The following is a 13,767-nucleotide window of genomic DNA, read 5'->3' as shown; positions in this document are numbered from 1 at the left end:
TGCGCTAGCGCAGGCGCAGCAGGCGCGCCAGTTCGCCGCTTTTCTCGATGGCGTCGATGGCGGTGTTGACCTCGTCGATGCCAGCGTTGCCCTGCTTGGCCACCGCGCACATCGACTGGTACTCGTTGATCACCAGCAGATGATAGCCGGCCGGCAGCGCGCCTTTGGCGGCCTGGCTGTCGATCATGTTGCGGGCGGCCAGAAAATAGTCGTAGCGGCCGCCCTGCCATTTGAGCAGCGTGAGGTCGGAGGAGGGGGCGTCGTCGCGGATGAAGTCCGCGCCCAGGCGCTGTTCGACCTCCGGGTAGCGGAAGCCCAGCACCGTGCCTATGCGCTTGCCTTTCAATTCATCCAGCGTGCGCGGCGCCGGCACCCGGTTCGACGACACCAGGACTTCCGAGGTGGGGATGAAGGGCCGGCTCCAGTACACATCGCCCTTGACCCAGGCCGGCACGTAGCCGCACAGGATGTCGCCTTCGCCGCCTTCCAGCGCGGCCAACATGCGTTTGCGCGGGAGGGAGATGAAGCGTACCGGCCGGCCCATCTGCCGCGCCAGCGCGCTGCCCAACGCCACCTGGAAGCGGTTCAGTTCACGTTTGTCGGGAGCGGGGCGGTCTTCGCTCTTCTGCACGTAGCGCAGCGCCTGCCGGGCCGTCTCGGCCGCTTGCGCGGCCGGTGCCGGCGTCGCCAGCAGGGAAAGGGCGAGGAATCTGACGAATGAATTCATAGGCGGGCCGGTTGAGGTGCATTCAAGGTAGATCAATCGGACCACGCCGTCAATCCAGCGAGCGCTGCATCTCGTCGATTTCGTCCTTCAGCCAGGCGCGCAGGCGCGCGATCTTGGTCATGCCTTCCTTGTTGCTGTTGACCAGCAGCTGGTAGCCGCGCTGATAGGGGGCGCTACGGCAGGCGATCATCTTCAGCGCGCCGGCGCGGATGTCTTCGTAGGCGATCGCATACGGAACCAGGCTGATTCCCTGTCCCGCCAGCGCTGCCTGTGCCAGTACGGCGAAGTTGCTGTAGCTGAGCGAGAAATCGTATTTGCCTTTCAGCGCGTGGTTCTCGCGCAGTAGCTGTAACCACTCTTCGTTGCTGTTTTCGTACAGCAGCGGGAAGCGTTGCAGGTCGGCCAGCGTCAGCGCTTTCTGCCCGGGCGCCAGCAACGACGGGCTGTAGATCGCCACCAGCCGCTCGCGGAACAGCAGCCCGGAATCGTGCTCCCCGATGTCATGGAAGCGTAGTGCGGCATCGGTGCTGCCGTCCTCCATGTCGATCAGGCGGTCGCTGGAATCGATCCGGATGTCGAGTTCCGGATGCAGCTTGGTAAAGCGATGCACGCGCTGCACCAGCCATTTGATCGCCAGCGAGTGGCTGGTGGAGATGCGCAGGATTTTCTCCTCGTCGCCGTCCTGTAGCGCCGTCACCTTGGCGCGCAGTTCGCCCAGCATGCGGGCCACCGCCGCCGCCAGTTCCTGCCCTTTGTCGGTCAAGGTGATGTGGCGCGGGTGGCGCGTGAACAGCTCGAAACCGACCGCCGCTTCCAGCTGCTTGACCTGGAGGCTGATCGCCGCCGGCGTCTTGTGCAGCTCCTGGGCGGCCAGCTTGAAGCTGCCCCAGCGGGCGGCGCAGTCGAAGTCGATCAGGCCGGAAAGGGAGCGCAGCGGTTTGGTCATGTCGGGCTTAGGCTAAGTTTTTCTTGTGCATAAATCGAAAATTACTCGTTTGATCGCGAGCGAATGCGGGAGGAAAATATACCTCATACGCTGATAAAACTCCATGAGTAAGGAATTATCGATATCGGTGTCACATTCAACAGGAGCTTGCCATGTCCCAGAGCCAGACCCTTACCCCGCCTTGCGCAGGCCAGCCGGCCGTCCCATGCCCGCCGGCGGCATCGAAGTTCTCGGCGGAATTGATGCGCATGCTGGCGCAGTTGGTGATGTTGCGTTGATTCAACGCAGCGACGGCGCAACAGCCGGCGACGATGGCAGCAGGTTTGTGCAAGTTGCGCTGCATTGCACATCTGCGCCGTCGGCGGCGGCGTGACAATCGGTGCTCCACTAAAAAAATACGGAGACACCATGACTTACCTACGCATCACGGCGGCGCTGGCAGCGCTGCTGGCCGCCGGCGCCGCCAGCGCTGACAATATCTCGCTGCGCCTGAGCTACGCCGACGGCCGCAGCGGCCCGGTGTTCAGCGCCCGCCACGCGGAAATCGGCACCTTCGCCTTGACGCCGGACGTGCGCAACCAGACGCCGGGCGCGCAATGGCGCGTGGTCGCGCGCGACGCGCAGGGCGTCATCCTGCATGAAGTCACCGTGGCCGCCGGTCAGCAGCGCCACGTCGAAGCGTTCAATCCGAAAACCGGCGCCATCGACATTGCCGAAACCGTGCGCCAGGCGAGCGGTTCGTTTGAAGTGTCGCTGCCGTTCGACAGCGCCACCGCCAGCGTCGAGGTGCTGCCGGTGCAGGCCAGCAGCGGCAAGGGCATGAGCGCGGCGGCCGCCGCCATCGCGCCGCTGGCGCGCTTCGACCGCGCCACGCTGGCCAAGCTGGCCACCACGTCGCGCACTGCGCGCACTGCGCGCGCCGCCGCGCTGGCGCCGGCCGCCAGCGCGACCACCATCCTCAGCACCGGACCGGCCGCCGCGCGCATGGACTACGTGTTCATCGGCGACGGCTACACCGCCGCCGAAATGGACAAGTGGCACACGGATGCGCAGAAAGTCATCGACGGCTTCCTGGCCGATCCGCTGTTCGCCGCCAACCGCGCCAACATGAACGTGCGGCGCGTGGATGTGGCCAGCAACCAGTCCGGCGTGGACGAACCGGACAAGGGCATCTACCGCGACACCGCGATGGACGCCGCCTTCAACTGCTACAACATTGACCGCCTGCTGTGCGTGGATGCCGACAAGGTGCACGATATCGTCGGCTCGGTGCTGGCGCCGGACGAGCGCGACGTGATCATCGTGGTCGCCAACTCCACGCGCTACGGCGGCTCCGGCGGCGAGGTCGCCACGCTGTCGATGGCGCCGCAGGCGATCGAGGTCGCGCTGCACGAGATCGGCCACACCGCGTTCAAGCTGGCGGACGAATACGACTACGGCACCTGCAGCCTGGACGGCGAGCCGGGCGAGCCCGATGTGACGATGAACGCCACCCGCAGCGTCAAGTGGCGCAGCCTGATCTCGGCCAGCACGCCGGTGCCGACCAGCGCCGGCGCCTATCCGAACGGCACCGTGGGCGTGTTCCAGGGGGCGCAGTACTGCGCCAGCGGCAAATACCGTCCGACTGAAAACTCGCGCATGCGCACGCTGGGCTATCCGTGGCACGCGGTCAACGAGGGCGCGGCGCACAAGGTGTTCGCGCAATACAGCGGCGGCGCCGGCGCGACGCAGACCGGCACCATCCAGGCGGGCGGCAGCGTCAACGTGCCCAACGTGAACCCGGGCTGGATACAGGCGGCGGCCGGCAACATCAGCTTGCAGTTGACCGGCAAAGTGGGCACCAGCTATCAGCTCTATCTGTATCAGTACGGTGCGAACGGATGGGCGCAAGTGGCGGTCAGCGCGGGGGCGTCGGCGAGTCCGTCGATCTCCTACAACGCCGTTGCCGGTTACTATTATGCGGTGGCCACCAGCTCCACCGGCGGCGCGTATTCGCTGAGCTACAGTTACACTAAGCCTTAGTCGATGTTGGCTGGAGCGCCGCCGTTGCCTGATGCGGCGGCGCTAACGTGATGGGATCGGTCTTGATCGGAAAGGATGACAATCCCAATGTGAAAGATCTACGCCATTCAACTCCCGGACGCGGAAATACCCTCGAATACATTCAGGATTGCGAACGCAAATTTGCATATGGTTTTTGTCAGTAAGTCCCGCGTCATCGTATAAATCGTTTCTTTCCCAAAGTGAAACTCTAATCCTCGCTCGGGACTGGCTTCCCAGAAATATATGCCGTGCCCAAGCCAGTCATAGTCGTTTTTGCTCGATATTAAATGTTTTGTGTGAGAGGACAGCACCGATTCCCCGACGCGCCGGTCGCAGCCATGAAAACCATAGATGACGCCAGGACGGCCGTACATGAATTAGGTAATGCTTTTGGGGACGATGACCTTGCTATACGGTTTTGCAACAATAAGCTTTCCGTCAGCAGAGCGGACAAATAGACCTGCGCCAACAAGCGTAGCTTCCCTCAAAGGCGGTTCTTTGAGTATGCGTTCATGGTGTGCCCTCAGGGTTTCCATTTCTTGCGCGTGTTTGGTTTGCTTGGCTGCCATCGCCAAAGGCTGGCGCGTATTTTTTAACATGATTGTTTGCCTATTTAGTTTGACAAACGCGGATGTCGCTGAAGAAAGTTAGAACCGATTTTCGAAGATACGTCTATATCTAAGTCTAGCACACTAAAAAGTCGCGACGATTTACATTGGGGCGGTCAGGCGCTCCAGATCGGCCAGCCACAGCATGGCCGATTCGCGGCTGGCGCCGCACATCTCGGCCGACGGTTGAAGGCCGCCGCAGAAGGCCGGCCGTTCGGGACGGCCGAAGATCTTGCAGCGGTTGTCGTCGGCCAGCTGGACGCAGCGCACGCCCGCCGGTTTGCCATCGGGCATACCGGGGATGGGGCTGGTGATCGAGGGCGCCGTGCAGCAGGCGCCGCAGTTGGGACGACAGTCCAGGGTGGGCGAGGAATTCTTCATAGGGGCGGTATTTTACGCCCCTTTTTCTTCGTCCAGCCATTTTGCGATGGCCGCCGCCGCCCACGGGCCGTCATCCAGCGGCAGGTCGTGGCCTGCGCTCGGGTGTACCAGCAGCGGCGCATCCCACGCCTGCGCCAGCCGCAGCGAGCAGCGGTGGTCGACCAACTGGTCGCCGGCGCCGGCCAGGATCAGCAGTGGCACGGCCGGCCGCGTGGCCGGCGCGCGGAAGCGGGCGGCGGACCACAGCTGGCGCAGCGCGTTGGCGCGCGTGACGGGGAATTCGCGCTGGTAGCCCAGCCAGCGTTGCAGCAGTTGTTCGCGTTCGGCGGCCGCGCCGGTGCGGCTGGTCAGGCGCAGGATCAGGCGCTCCTGCCGTTCGACGCCGCCGCGCAGCATCAGCCCGACGATGGACGGATAGTTCTGCCAGCGCAGCCGCTGGTGGAAGCGGCTGTACGGCCGCATGCTGGTGTTGATCAGCACGCAGCATTCCACTTCGCCGGGATAGCGGCTGGACCACTCCACCGCCGCCATGCCGCCCAGCGACAGCGCCAGCAGCGAGTAGGGCGGTTCGATGCCGCGCGCTTGCAGGTCGCGGCGGCAGTAGTCCACCATCTGCGCCACCTGCGTGACGCTGCGCAGGGCATGGCGCTCGCCGTTGCCGGGCAGGTCGGGCGTGACGATGGCGGCGTCCGGCAGCGCGGCGGCCAGCTGGCCGGGGAAGCGTCCCCAGTGGCGCTGTTCGCGCATCAGGCCGCGCAGCAGCACCCAGTTGCTCATGCGTCGTACCACTGCGCCAGCGCGCGGCGGTGCTGGACCTTGCGCGCCATCCCTTCCGGCATCCAGCGTCCGTGGCTGTTGGCCGCGCGCATCAGGAAGTCGAACCAGATCAGGTGGCGCCGCAGCACCCGTTGCAAGCGGTGCTTGGCGGTCGGGTTGAAGATGGCGATGCGGTCGAAGATCTGGCGCGGATTCTTCTTCACCCACAGCCACGAACCCATCTCCAGCGTCAGCGGCAGGAACACGCGATCGTTGTAGCTGGTGCCGTTCAGGTACAGGTAGTCCCACAGGTCGCCGTGGGTGCGGTACTGGCGGCTTTGCGGCTCGAACACGTAGTTGTGGTTCGGGTAGCTCTGGCTGAACAGCTGCTCCAGCGCGCCGATGTCGGCCAGGTGCGGAATCGGCGCCGTGGTGTGCGCGTGCGGGAACCAGATGCGGTCGCGCAGGCCGAAGCCGGAGTGGCAGTCGAGCGCCATGCTGAACTGGCGCGACAGCAGTTCGCGTTCGACCAGCTCGCACACGGCCTGGCTTTCCGCCTCCATCGGCGCGCCGGCCTTGCCGCGGTACCACGGCAGGTGATGGCTGTAGCGCTGGCCGCCCAGCATGAAGGGCACCTTGTCGACCGCGCTCAGCGGCGCGTTGCGCATCAGGTCCACGCCTTGCGGATTGCAGCGCGTGGCCTGCCACATGCCGCCCGGATTCACCAGCGGCATGAACACCAGCCGCATCGATTCGAGTTGCTGGTGCAAGGTGCTGTCCCAGCGCAGCCGCGCCAGCAGGCTTTCCATGAACGACAGGATGACCTGGGTGCCGATGCGTTCCAGCCCGTGGATGCCGCCGAAGAAGCCCAGCGCCGGCACGTCCGGGCTGGGGTTGCCCAAGGCGATGGTGTAGACCGGGAACTGGCGGCCATCCATCGCCACCGTGCAGGAGGTGCCGACCTCCAGATGCCGTCCACCTTCGTCGATCAGGCGCTTCAGGGTGATCAGTTCAGGCAGGTTCTTCTCGGGCATGGAAGCGGACGCAGAAAGATGTGATCGACAGTGTAGCCCACTCGTGGCTACTTGGCGATTCGTATAAATGTTGGTTATACATTAATGTTATGCTTCGGGCACCAAGAACTCCAAGGGAGACCGAATTGACAGCACATGCAGTACTTCGCAACACCATCGCCGGCGCCGCGCTGGCGCTGAGCGCCGCCGCCGCGCTGGCGCAGAACGGCGTATCCAACTTCACGCCGTCCGAGAAAATCTCGGTCGGCACCATGTCCATCCTGGCCGCGCCGGTGGTCAGCGTGGCCGCTTCGGGCCATGGCGATTCCGGTCCGGCGGCCGGCTCGGTCGCGGTGGTCGCCGGCGGCGCGTATGTCGTCAGCGGCATTGCGCAGAGCGTGGCGGGCGGGGTCGAAGTGGTGCTGACCTCGGTCGGCTCGGCGGCCAAGCTGTCGGTCAAGCTGGCCGGCAAGACGGTCGATGCGATCGGCCTGTCGGTGGGCGCCACGGTGCAGGTGGTGTCCGAGACCACCGGCACCTTGCTGGTGGCGTCGGGCAAGGTGGTGGCCTTCATTCCTAACGCACTGGGCGAGGCGCTGTTGTCGCAAAAGCGCCTGCCGCCGCAATGAGCGCGCGCGCCTTGCTGGGCGCGGCCGGCGTGGTCGCCATGCTGGCCGCCGCGCCGGCGCACGCCGGACGCTCGTGCGAAGAGCATCCGGTGACGCAGGCGGCGCTGACCGACGCGCTGGTCACCGGCCAATCGCTGCAGGCCGCGCTGGACGCCACCGGCAGCGACGTGGCGATGATCGCGCGCCAGGGCCAGGATCTGTCCAAGTACGGCCTGAAATACAGCCACGCCGGCCTGGCCTTCCGCAGCGCGCCGGGGCAGCCGTGGCGCGTGTACGAGCTGCTCAACGAGTGCGGCACCGCCGATTCCGCGTTGTGGGTCGACGGCCTGGCGAACTTCTTCCTGGAGAACCCGTTCACGCTGGACGCGCTGGTGATCGTGCCGCCGCCGAAGATGGCCGCCAAGCTGGGCGAGATCCTGCGCGATCCGGCCACGCTGCACGCCTTCCACGGCAGCCGCTACAGCATGGTGGCCTATCCGTTCTCGACCAAGTACCAGAACTCCAACCAGTGGGTGCTGGAGGTGCTGGCCTCGGCCGAGGCCACGGATTTCCGCATCCGCACGCGCGAGCAGGCGCAGTCGTGGCTGAAGATGGCCGGCTACACGCCGACCGAGATGCACATCGGCCCGATGACGCGGCTGGGCGGGCGCGTGTTCAAGGCCAACATCGCCTTCGACGATCATCCGAACGCGCTGCGCTTTTCCGACCGCATCAACGCGGTGACGGTCGATTCGATGCTGGCCTTCCTGCGCGGGCGCGAGGACGGCTGGCGCGTGCAGGAGCTCAAGGGCCGCCGCTGACGCCATACAGCTCGCGGCACACCAGCGCGACCTGATCGCGCAGCCAGCGCTGGGCAGGATGGGCGTCGTTGCGGCGGTGCCAGTGCAGCACGAAGGGCACCGGCGCCAGGTCCAGCTCCGGTGGCAGCGGCAGCACCGCCAGCGCGCGCGCCAGGCCGCTGGCGCGCACCACGCCCTCCATCACTGTCGCCAGCAGGTCGCCGCCGGCGACGATGGCCGGCGCCGCGTACATCTGCGGCAGCGTCACGGCGATCTGGCGCCGGCGCTGCAGCTGCGCCAACCGGACGTCGACGTGGCCGACGCCGTCGCCCTCGGGCGACACCAGCAGGTGCTGGCAGCCCAGGAAACGCGTCAGCGTCAGCCGCTTGCCGGCCAGCGCATGGCCCTTGCGCGCCACGCAGACAAAGCGTTCCTCGAACAGCGGCAGGGTGGGGATGCGCGGCGTGCTGCCGCCGGGCACGCCGACCGCCGCGTCGGCCTCGCCGGCATCGAGCAGCGCCAGCGCATCCTCGCGCGCGCTGAAGGACTTGATGCGCAGCGTGACGCCGGGCGCGTGTCGCGCCAGCCGCGCCAGCAGGGCCGGCAGCATGACGAAGGCCGGATGGTCGGACAGGGCCAGCGTGAAGCGCGCGGTGGCGCGCGACGGATCGAAGGCCTGCGTGAACTCCAGCGTGCGCTGGATGCTGGCCAGCGCCTCGCCCAGCGGCGCCGCCAGTTCCAGCGCGCGCGGCGTCGGCTGCAGGCCGCTGGCGCTGCGCACGAACAGCTCGTCCTTCAGCAGCAGGCGCAGGCGCGCCAGCGCCGCGCTCATCGCGGGCTGGGTGCGGCCGATGCGCACGCCGGCGCGCGTGACGTTGCGCTCGCAGATCAGCGCGTCGAAGGCCACCAGCAGGTTGAGGTCTATTCCATGTAAATCCATGCCGTGGATGATACTGCATATCAATTATCGATTGGACTTGCGCCGGTGCGGATTGCTACAGTGGCCGTGTCATCCACCGATACAGAAAGCCCCTCATGACCATGCACGACAACGGCCTGACCACGGCCCAGCAGCAAGCCATCGAAACGCTGTACCGCGCCTTCAACGAGCGCAACCCCGACCTGCTCGACCAGGCGCTGACGCCGGACTGGCAGGACACGCCGCTGGGACCCGGCCAGCAGCCCGGCCTGGCCGGCATGAAGCCGGTGGTCGCGATGTTCGGCGCCGCCTTCCCGGATGTGCACATCGCCATCCTCGACATGTTCGGCCGCGACGGCCGCGCCGCCGTGCGCGCGCAGATCACCGGCACCCATCGCGGCGAGTTTTTCGGCATCGCCCCCACCAACAAGGCTATTGCAATTGCCATCCATGAGTTTCATTATCTGGGGGCAGACCGCATCACCCATACCTGGCACCTGGAAGACTGGTTCGGCATGCTGAACCAGATCGGCGCCTGGCCTCCTGTTCACTAACTTTTTGGGAAATTTATGACCACTATCGCGATCGTGTACTTCAGCGGCTACGGCCACACCGCCAAACAAGCCGAGGCCGTGCAGGCGGGCGCCGCCGGCGTGGCCGGCGCCGAGGCGACGCTGTACCGGATCGACCAGAGCGGCGACCTGTCCGAGGATGCGCTGGCCGCCGTCGCCAAGGCCGACGCCATCATCTACGGCAGCCCGACCTACATGGGCGGCCCGGCCTGGCAGTTCAAGAAGTTTGCCGACAAGTCGTCGGCCGCGTGGTTCGGCCAGGGCTGGAAGAACAAGGTTGCCGCCGGCTTCACCAACTCGGCCTCGACCAACGGCGATAAGTTCTCCACCATCCAGTATTTCTGGACGCTGGCCATGCAGCACGGCCAGATCTGGGTCGGTTCCGGCCTTTTGCCATCGAGTAAAAAGGAACACGGCCCGGCCGACGTCAACTGGGCGGGCGGCTTTGCCGGCGCGCTGTCGATTTCGCCGTCGGACGCCTCGCCCGAGGAAGCGCCGCGCAGCGGCGACCTGGAAACCGCCCGCCTGCTGGGCAAGCGGGTGGCGGAACTGGCGGCCAAGCTGAAATAAGCGGTGCCGTGGAGCCCGTTCACTGCGCGATCAGGCCGCGCAGGGTGAGCGGGCGGCTTTCCAAGGGCCTACTTGACCTTATCCAGGATATTGAGGTATGCCTTCCCCTTCTGGCATACCTGCCAGCTGCCCGAATCCTCCCAAAAACCGGCCGCCAAGGTATGGGGCTTTTCGTTGTTTCGTCTCGAAGAGCGTTGTCGGTTCGCAGTTTTCGATTTCAATCAGCCCTACCGTTGGGTCCACGTCCGGGTCGATTGCGGCCCAACCGAAATCGGCCCGAAAGCCGCCGATAGTCAGTTCCCGCGCGACATGAGTGGGAACGACGCCGTGTGTAGCGCAGGCAAGCAAAGCGATACGTTCCCTGGATATTCCAAACCATTGCAACAACGCTGTTTCGCCAACCCCGGTGGGAGAGACACTTGCCGAAATGAGACTTTCAAGGTCGGCCAGGTCTGCGCTCCTGTTTGTCGTCATCGCGTCGATCCGGGCCCTGGCATGATGTCGTCTCCATTTCAAACGGGGCTTACTTGACGCTGACCCGGCTTGCGCTTATATTAATGACTTATAAGTAAGTTAAATTGGGTGCACCCATGCAAGCCCCTCAAGATACCAAGCCACGCTGGGAGCGGCGCAAGGATGCGCGGCCGCAGGAATTGCTGGCGGCGGCGCTGGACCAGTTCGTCGAGCGCGGCTATGCCGGCACGCGCCTGGAAGACGTGGCCAAGCGCGCCGGCGTGTCCAAGGGCACGCTGTACCTGTATTTCGCCAACAAGGAAGAACTGTTCAAGGCCGTGGTGCGCGAGAATATCGTGCACGCCATCGGCGAGGCCGAGCAGGAAGCGGCCGTGTTCGACGGCCCCAGCGCCGAGCTGCTGCGCGCCATCCTGATGAAGTGGTGGAACCAGATCTGTTCCACCCACCTGGCCGGCATCACCAAGCTGATGCTTGCCGAAGGCAATAATTTCCCCGAACTGGCGCAGTTCTACAACGAGGACGTGGTCGCCCGCGGCAACGGCCTGATCGCCAGCGTGCTGGTGCGCGGCATCGCGCGCGGCGAGTTCCGCCCGGTCGATCCGGCCGTGATGACGCCGGTGCTGGTGGCGCCGGTGCTGATGCTGATGATGTGGACCCACTCCTTCATGCCCACCTGCGAAATGCCGGCGATCGACCCGCAAGCCTTCATGAACACGTTGATCGACGTCACCCTGCGCGGCCTGGAAGCACCCCAGCCGTGAGCCGCCCAAGCCGCGATTTGCGCCCAACTTGCCATTTTGGTAGGTTCAACCCCCTTAAACTGCAGACTGTCGCAATTTCCCGCGAACCCGCCGTCATATCGTTAATATGTGCCTCGATGCCAGTTCAACGATAAAATGACGGATTATTTAATCCGACCAGAGTCATAAGATGAATATCGAACAAGCCCGCTTCAACATGATCGAACAGCAAATCCGCCCTTGGGACGTCCTGGACACGAGTGTGCTGGATCTGCTGATGGTGGTGAAACGCGAGAATTTCGTGCCGGTTGCGCACAAGGCGCTGGCGTTTGCGGATACCGAAATCCCGCTGCCGGGCGGCCAGGTCATGCTGAACCCGAAGGTGGAAGCGCGTCTGCTGCAGGACGTCAACGTCAAGAAGCATGAGAGCGTGCTGGAAATCGGCGTCGGCTCCGGCTACCTGGCCGCGCTGCTGGCGCACAAGGGCCGCCACGTGACGGCGGTGGAAGTGTCGCCGGAGCTCAAAGCGCTGGCGGAACAGAATTTGGCCGACAACGGCGTCACCAATGTGACCGTGGAACTGGGCAATGGTGCCCAGGGCTGGAGCAACGGCGCGCCGTTCGACGTGATCGTGGTGACCGGCTCGCTGCCGGAATTGCCGCCGGCGTTGTTGCAACAATTGAAAGTGGGCGGCCGACTGGCGGCCATCATCGGCCAGTCGCCGGCGATGAAGGCGCAGCTGATCACCCGTACCGGCGAAGCCGGCTACGACACCCGCACGCTGTTTGAAACCGACGTCAAAGCGCTGGCCTCGGCCACGCAGCCGTCGCAGTTCAAGTTTTAAGCGGGGCGGACCAGCATGCAGCAGATCACCGCTCTGGAACTGGCCGATTGGCTGGCGGACGATGCACGGCCCAGCCCGATGTTGCTGGACGTGCGCGAAAACTGGGAATTTGAAACTTGCCGCATCGACGGCTCGGTGCAGATCCCGATGAATACCATACCGGCGCGCATCGACGACCTGGATGAGGATGCGGCCATCGTCTGCATCTGTCATCACGGCGCGCGCAGCATGCAGGTGGCCGCCTTCCTGGAGCGTAACGGCTTCGGCAAGATGGTCAACCTGACCGGCGGCATCCACGCCTGGGCGCTGCAAGTCGACAGCACGATGGCCAAGTATTAAGCGCCGCGGCGTGAGTAACGAGCGCGGCGCTCGGGTAGTGTGTTTTTGATTTGATCAACTTTTTTGATGACTCCAACGGAGAATGCAATGCAGAGACCCCTTATCGCCGTGCTGATCACCAGCGCCTTCTTGACGCTCAACGCACAGGCGGCCGACCTGATCCAGGTATATCAGCAAGCGCTGGCCAATGACGCCACGTACGCCAGCGCCCGCTCGTCGCTGACCGCCGGTCAGGAACGGATCACCCAGGGGCGCTCCGGCCTGCTGCCGAGCATTTCGGCCAGCGGCAGCAATACCCGCAATAGCGGCGATCAGGCCTTGTATAACACCCTCATCGGCGGCTACACGCCGAAGAGCGATGTCGACAACCACGCCAATTCCTATTCCGTGCAACTGACCCAGCCGCTGTTCAACTGGGCCAGCTGGCAGACCTACCAGCAGAGCAAGCTGGCGCAGGCCACCGCCGAAGCCACCTTCGCCCAGGCCCAGCAAGACCTGATCACCCGCGTGGCGCAAGCCTATTTCGACGTGCTGACGGCGCAGGACAACCTGACCTCGACCCAGGCGCAGAAAGTGGCGACCACCGAACAGCTGGCCTCGGCCAAGCGCAACTTCGAAGTCGGCACCCAGACCATCACCGACACCCACGAAGCGCAAGCCGCCTACGACCTGGTGGTGGCGCAGGAATTCGCCGCCATCAACGACCTGGACAACAAGCGCACCGCGCTGCAAGTGATCATCGGCCAGACGCCGGGCGAACTGGCGCCGCTGCGCACCGGCGTGGCCATCAACGCGCCGTCGCCGGCCGCGGTGGAACCATGGGTCAGCTCGGCCGAGAGCCAGAACTACGCCGTGGTGGCCGCCAAGCTGAACGTGGAAATCGCCAAGCGTGAAATCGAGCGCAACCGCGCCAACCACATGCCGACCGCCAACCTGATCGCCAGCTCCACGCACCAGACCACCACCGGCCAGCAGCGCGCCAACAACAACGCCATCGGCGTCAGCTGGAACGTGCCGATCTTCAGCGGCTTCGCCGTCACCAGCAAGGTGCGCGAAACCATCGCGCTGGAAGACAAGGCCCGCAACGACCTGGAAGCGACCAAGCGCGCCGCCTCGCAGAACGCCCGTTCGGCCTACCTGGGCATGAACAGCGGCCTGGCGCAAGTCAAGGCGCTGGAAGCGGCCGAAGTGTCGAGCAAGTCGTCGCTCGATTCGAACAAGCTGGGCTACCAGGTCGGCGTGCGCATCAACATCGACGTGCTGAACGCGCAGAAGCTGCTGTACTCGACCCAGAAAGACCTGGCCAAGGCCCGTTATGACACCATCATGAACGGCCTGCGCCTGAAGTCGGCCGCCGGTTCGCTGAAGGAAGACGACCTGGCGCCGATCAACGCCTTGCTGACGCACTAAGCTGCGTCGAGCTTGAT

At 64.8% G+C, this 13,767-nt stretch carries 18 protein-coding genes; 10 read left to right on the top strand and 8 right to left on the bottom strand.

Translation table 11 applies throughout. The features are described from left to right. Positions 1-4 precede the first annotated feature (4 nt). Together AC07OK_RS04850 and AC07OK_RS04845 are read right to left on the bottom strand one after the other, a co-directional pair. Positions 5-727 carry a substrate-binding periplasmic protein gene (locus tag AC07OK_RS04850; RefSeq protein ID WP_494689214.1) on the bottom strand — a complete coding sequence of 241 codons (723 nt, stop codon included), beginning with the start codon at positions 725-727 and terminating at the stop codon, positions 5-7. A 49-nt stretch (positions 728-776) separates the two neighbouring features. After that, the gene (locus AC07OK_RS04845) at positions 777-1,673 is read right to left on the bottom strand and encodes a LysR substrate-binding domain-containing protein (protein WP_494689213.1); all 897 of its coding nucleotides are present in this window, start codon (positions 1,671-1,673) and stop codon (positions 777-779) included. Positions 1,674-1,825: 152 nt separating this feature from the next. On the opposite strand from AC07OK_RS04845, the gene AC07OK_RS04840 reads away from it, so the two are divergent. Further along, positions 1,826-1,951, top strand: coding sequence for a hypothetical protein (locus AC07OK_RS04840; protein ID WP_494689212.1), 126 nt, complete (start codon positions 1,826-1,828; stop codon positions 1,949-1,951). Between the two features lie 130 nt (positions 1,952-2,081). Next, complete coding sequence (locus AC07OK_RS04835; protein ID WP_494689211.1) at positions 2,082-3,695, top strand: M64 family metallopeptidase; 1,614 nt, start codon at positions 2,082-2,084, stop codon at positions 3,693-3,695. Between the two features lie 398 nt (positions 3,696-4,093). On the opposite strand, the gene AC07OK_RS04830 is transcribed toward AC07OK_RS04835, so the two are convergent. The 4 genes from AC07OK_RS04830 to AC07OK_RS04815 form a co-directional block, all read right to left on the bottom strand. After that, complete coding sequence (locus tag AC07OK_RS04830; RefSeq protein ID WP_494689210.1) at positions 4,094-4,315, bottom strand: hypothetical protein; 222 nt, start codon at positions 4,313-4,315, stop codon at positions 4,094-4,096. 111 nt (positions 4,316-4,426) lie between these two features. After that, on the bottom strand, positions 4,427-4,705 hold the full coding sequence (locus AC07OK_RS04825; protein WP_494689209.1) for a YkgJ family cysteine cluster protein: 279 nt from the start codon (positions 4,703-4,705) through the stop codon (positions 4,427-4,429). 12 nt (positions 4,706-4,717) lie between these two features. Then, entirely contained in the window at positions 4,718-5,482 is a 765-nt protein-coding gene (locus AC07OK_RS04820) for an alpha/beta fold hydrolase (RefSeq protein ID WP_494689208.1), read from the bottom strand. Continuing rightward, complete coding sequence (locus tag AC07OK_RS04815; RefSeq protein WP_020700854.1) at positions 5,479-6,495, bottom strand: M14 family zinc carboxypeptidase; 1,017 nt, start codon at positions 6,493-6,495, stop codon at positions 5,479-5,481. Before AC07OK_RS04815 ends, AC07OK_RS04820 begins: the two co-directional genes overlap by 4 nt. Positions 6,496-6,620: 125 nt before the next feature. Here AC07OK_RS04815 and AC07OK_RS04810 point away from each other — a divergent pair, with 125 nt between their 5' ends. Beyond that, positions 6,621-7,103, top strand: a complete 483-nt coding sequence (locus AC07OK_RS04810; RefSeq protein ID WP_494689207.1) for a hypothetical protein — start codon at positions 6,621-6,623, stop codon at positions 7,101-7,103. Further along, positions 7,100-7,903, top strand: coding sequence for a DUF2145 domain-containing protein (locus AC07OK_RS04805; protein ID WP_494689206.1), 804 nt, complete (start codon positions 7,100-7,102; stop codon positions 7,901-7,903). Before AC07OK_RS04810 ends, AC07OK_RS04805 begins: the two co-directional genes overlap by 4 nt. On the opposite strand, the gene AC07OK_RS04800 is transcribed toward AC07OK_RS04805, so the two are convergent. Further along, on the bottom strand, positions 7,887-8,822 hold the full coding sequence (locus AC07OK_RS04800; protein ID WP_494689205.1) for a LysR family transcriptional regulator: 936 nt from the start codon (positions 8,820-8,822) through the stop codon (positions 7,887-7,889). The genes AC07OK_RS04805 and AC07OK_RS04800 overlap by 17 nt on opposite strands. Positions 8,823-8,917: 95 nt before the next feature. Here AC07OK_RS04800 and AC07OK_RS04795 point away from each other — a divergent pair, with 95 nt between their 5' ends. Both AC07OK_RS04795 and AC07OK_RS04790 read left to right on the top strand, forming a co-directional pair. After that, positions 8,918-9,355 carry an ester cyclase gene (locus tag AC07OK_RS04795; protein WP_494689204.1) on the top strand — a complete coding sequence of 146 codons (438 nt, stop codon included), beginning with the start codon at positions 8,918-8,920 and terminating at the stop codon, positions 9,353-9,355. Between the two features lie 15 nt (positions 9,356-9,370). Continuing rightward, positions 9,371-9,943, top strand: a complete 573-nt coding sequence (locus AC07OK_RS04790) for a flavodoxin family protein (protein WP_494689203.1) — start codon at positions 9,371-9,373, stop codon at positions 9,941-9,943. Between the two features lie 78 nt (positions 9,944-10,021). On the opposite strand, the gene AC07OK_RS04785 is transcribed toward AC07OK_RS04790, so the two are convergent. Next, positions 10,022-10,417 (bottom strand): hypothetical protein, encoded by a 396-nt coding sequence (locus tag AC07OK_RS04785; protein ID WP_494689202.1) that lies wholly within the window; start codon positions 10,415-10,417, stop codon positions 10,022-10,024. Between the two features lie 116 nt (positions 10,418-10,533). Between AC07OK_RS04785 and AC07OK_RS04780 the strand changes: the two genes are divergently transcribed. The 4 genes from AC07OK_RS04780 (at position 10,534) to AC07OK_RS04765 (ending at position 13,750) form a co-directional block, all read left to right on the top strand. Further along, positions 10,534-11,178 (top strand): TetR/AcrR family transcriptional regulator, encoded by a 645-nt coding sequence (locus AC07OK_RS04780; protein WP_026333987.1) that lies wholly within the window; start codon positions 10,534-10,536, stop codon positions 11,176-11,178. A gap of 169 nt (positions 11,179-11,347) precedes the next feature. Further along, entirely contained in the window at positions 11,348-12,001 is a 654-nt protein-coding gene (locus AC07OK_RS04775) for a protein-L-isoaspartate O-methyltransferase family protein (protein ID WP_494689201.1), read from the top strand. A gap of 15 nt (positions 12,002-12,016) precedes the next feature. Next, entirely contained in the window at positions 12,017-12,340 is a 324-nt protein-coding gene (locus tag AC07OK_RS04770) for a rhodanese-like domain-containing protein (RefSeq protein WP_161007007.1), read from the top strand. A gap of 87 nt (positions 12,341-12,427) precedes the next feature. Beyond that, the gene (locus AC07OK_RS04765) at positions 12,428-13,750 is read left to right on the top strand and encodes a TolC family outer membrane protein (RefSeq protein ID WP_494689200.1); all 1,323 of its coding nucleotides are present in this window, start codon (positions 12,428-12,430) and stop codon (positions 13,748-13,750) included. Positions 13,751-13,767 lie beyond the last annotated feature (17 nt).

The organism is Duganella sp. GW821-FHT07G03 (genome assembly GCF_059418605.1).
This window is presented reverse-complemented; position numbering and strand designations above follow the sequence as displayed.

Bases quoted from the DNA above. Each gene is read 5' to 3' on its own strand.
- AC07OK_RS04800 (WP_494689205.1), bottom strand. From the start codon at position 8,822: ATGGATTTACATGGAATAGACCTCAACCTGCTGGTGGCCTTCGACGCG.
- AC07OK_RS04785 (WP_494689202.1), bottom strand. From the start codon at position 10,417: ATGACGACAAACAGGAGCGCAGACCTGGCCGACCTTGAAAGTCTCATT.
- AC07OK_RS04805 (WP_494689206.1), top strand. From the start codon at position 7,100: ATGAGCGCGCGCGCCTTGCTGGGCGCGGCCGGCGTGGTCGCCATGCTG.
- AC07OK_RS04830 (WP_494689210.1), bottom strand. From the start codon at position 4,315: ATGTTAAAAAATACGCGCCAGCCTTTGGCGATGGCAGCCAAGCAAACC.
- AC07OK_RS04825 (WP_494689209.1), bottom strand. From the start codon at position 4,705: ATGAAGAATTCCTCGCCCACCCTGGACTGTCGTCCCAACTGCGGCGCC.
- AC07OK_RS04790 (WP_494689203.1), top strand. From the start codon at position 9,371: ATGACCACTATCGCGATCGTGTACTTCAGCGGCTACGGCCACACCGCC.
- AC07OK_RS04775 (WP_494689201.1), top strand. From the start codon at position 11,348: ATGAATATCGAACAAGCCCGCTTCAACATGATCGAACAGCAAATCCGC.
- AC07OK_RS04845 (WP_494689213.1), bottom strand. From the start codon at position 1,673: ATGACCAAACCGCTGCGCTCCCTTTCCGGCCTGATCGACTTCGACTGC.
- AC07OK_RS04815 (WP_020700854.1), bottom strand. From the start codon at position 6,495: ATGCCCGAGAAGAACCTGCCTGAACTGATCACCCTGAAGCGCCTGATC.
- AC07OK_RS04765 (WP_494689200.1), top strand. From the start codon at position 12,428: ATGCAGAGACCCCTTATCGCCGTGCTGATCACCAGCGCCTTCTTGACG.
- AC07OK_RS04780 (WP_026333987.1), top strand. From the start codon at position 10,534: ATGCAAGCCCCTCAAGATACCAAGCCACGCTGGGAGCGGCGCAAGGAT.
- AC07OK_RS04795 (WP_494689204.1), top strand. From the start codon at position 8,918: ATGACCATGCACGACAACGGCCTGACCACGGCCCAGCAGCAAGCCATC.
- AC07OK_RS04820 (WP_494689208.1), bottom strand. From the start codon at position 5,482: ATGAGCAACTGGGTGCTGCTGCGCGGCCTGATGCGCGAACAGCGCCAC.
- AC07OK_RS04850 (WP_494689214.1), bottom strand. From the start codon at position 727: ATGAATTCATTCGTCAGATTCCTCGCCCTTTCCCTGCTGGCGACGCCG.
- AC07OK_RS04835 (WP_494689211.1), top strand. From the start codon at position 2,082: ATGACTTACCTACGCATCACGGCGGCGCTGGCAGCGCTGCTGGCCGCC.
- AC07OK_RS04770 (WP_161007007.1), top strand. From the start codon at position 12,017: ATGCAGCAGATCACCGCTCTGGAACTGGCCGATTGGCTGGCGGACGAT.
- AC07OK_RS04840 (WP_494689212.1), top strand. From the start codon at position 1,826: ATGTCCCAGAGCCAGACCCTTACCCCGCCTTGCGCAGGCCAGCCGGCC.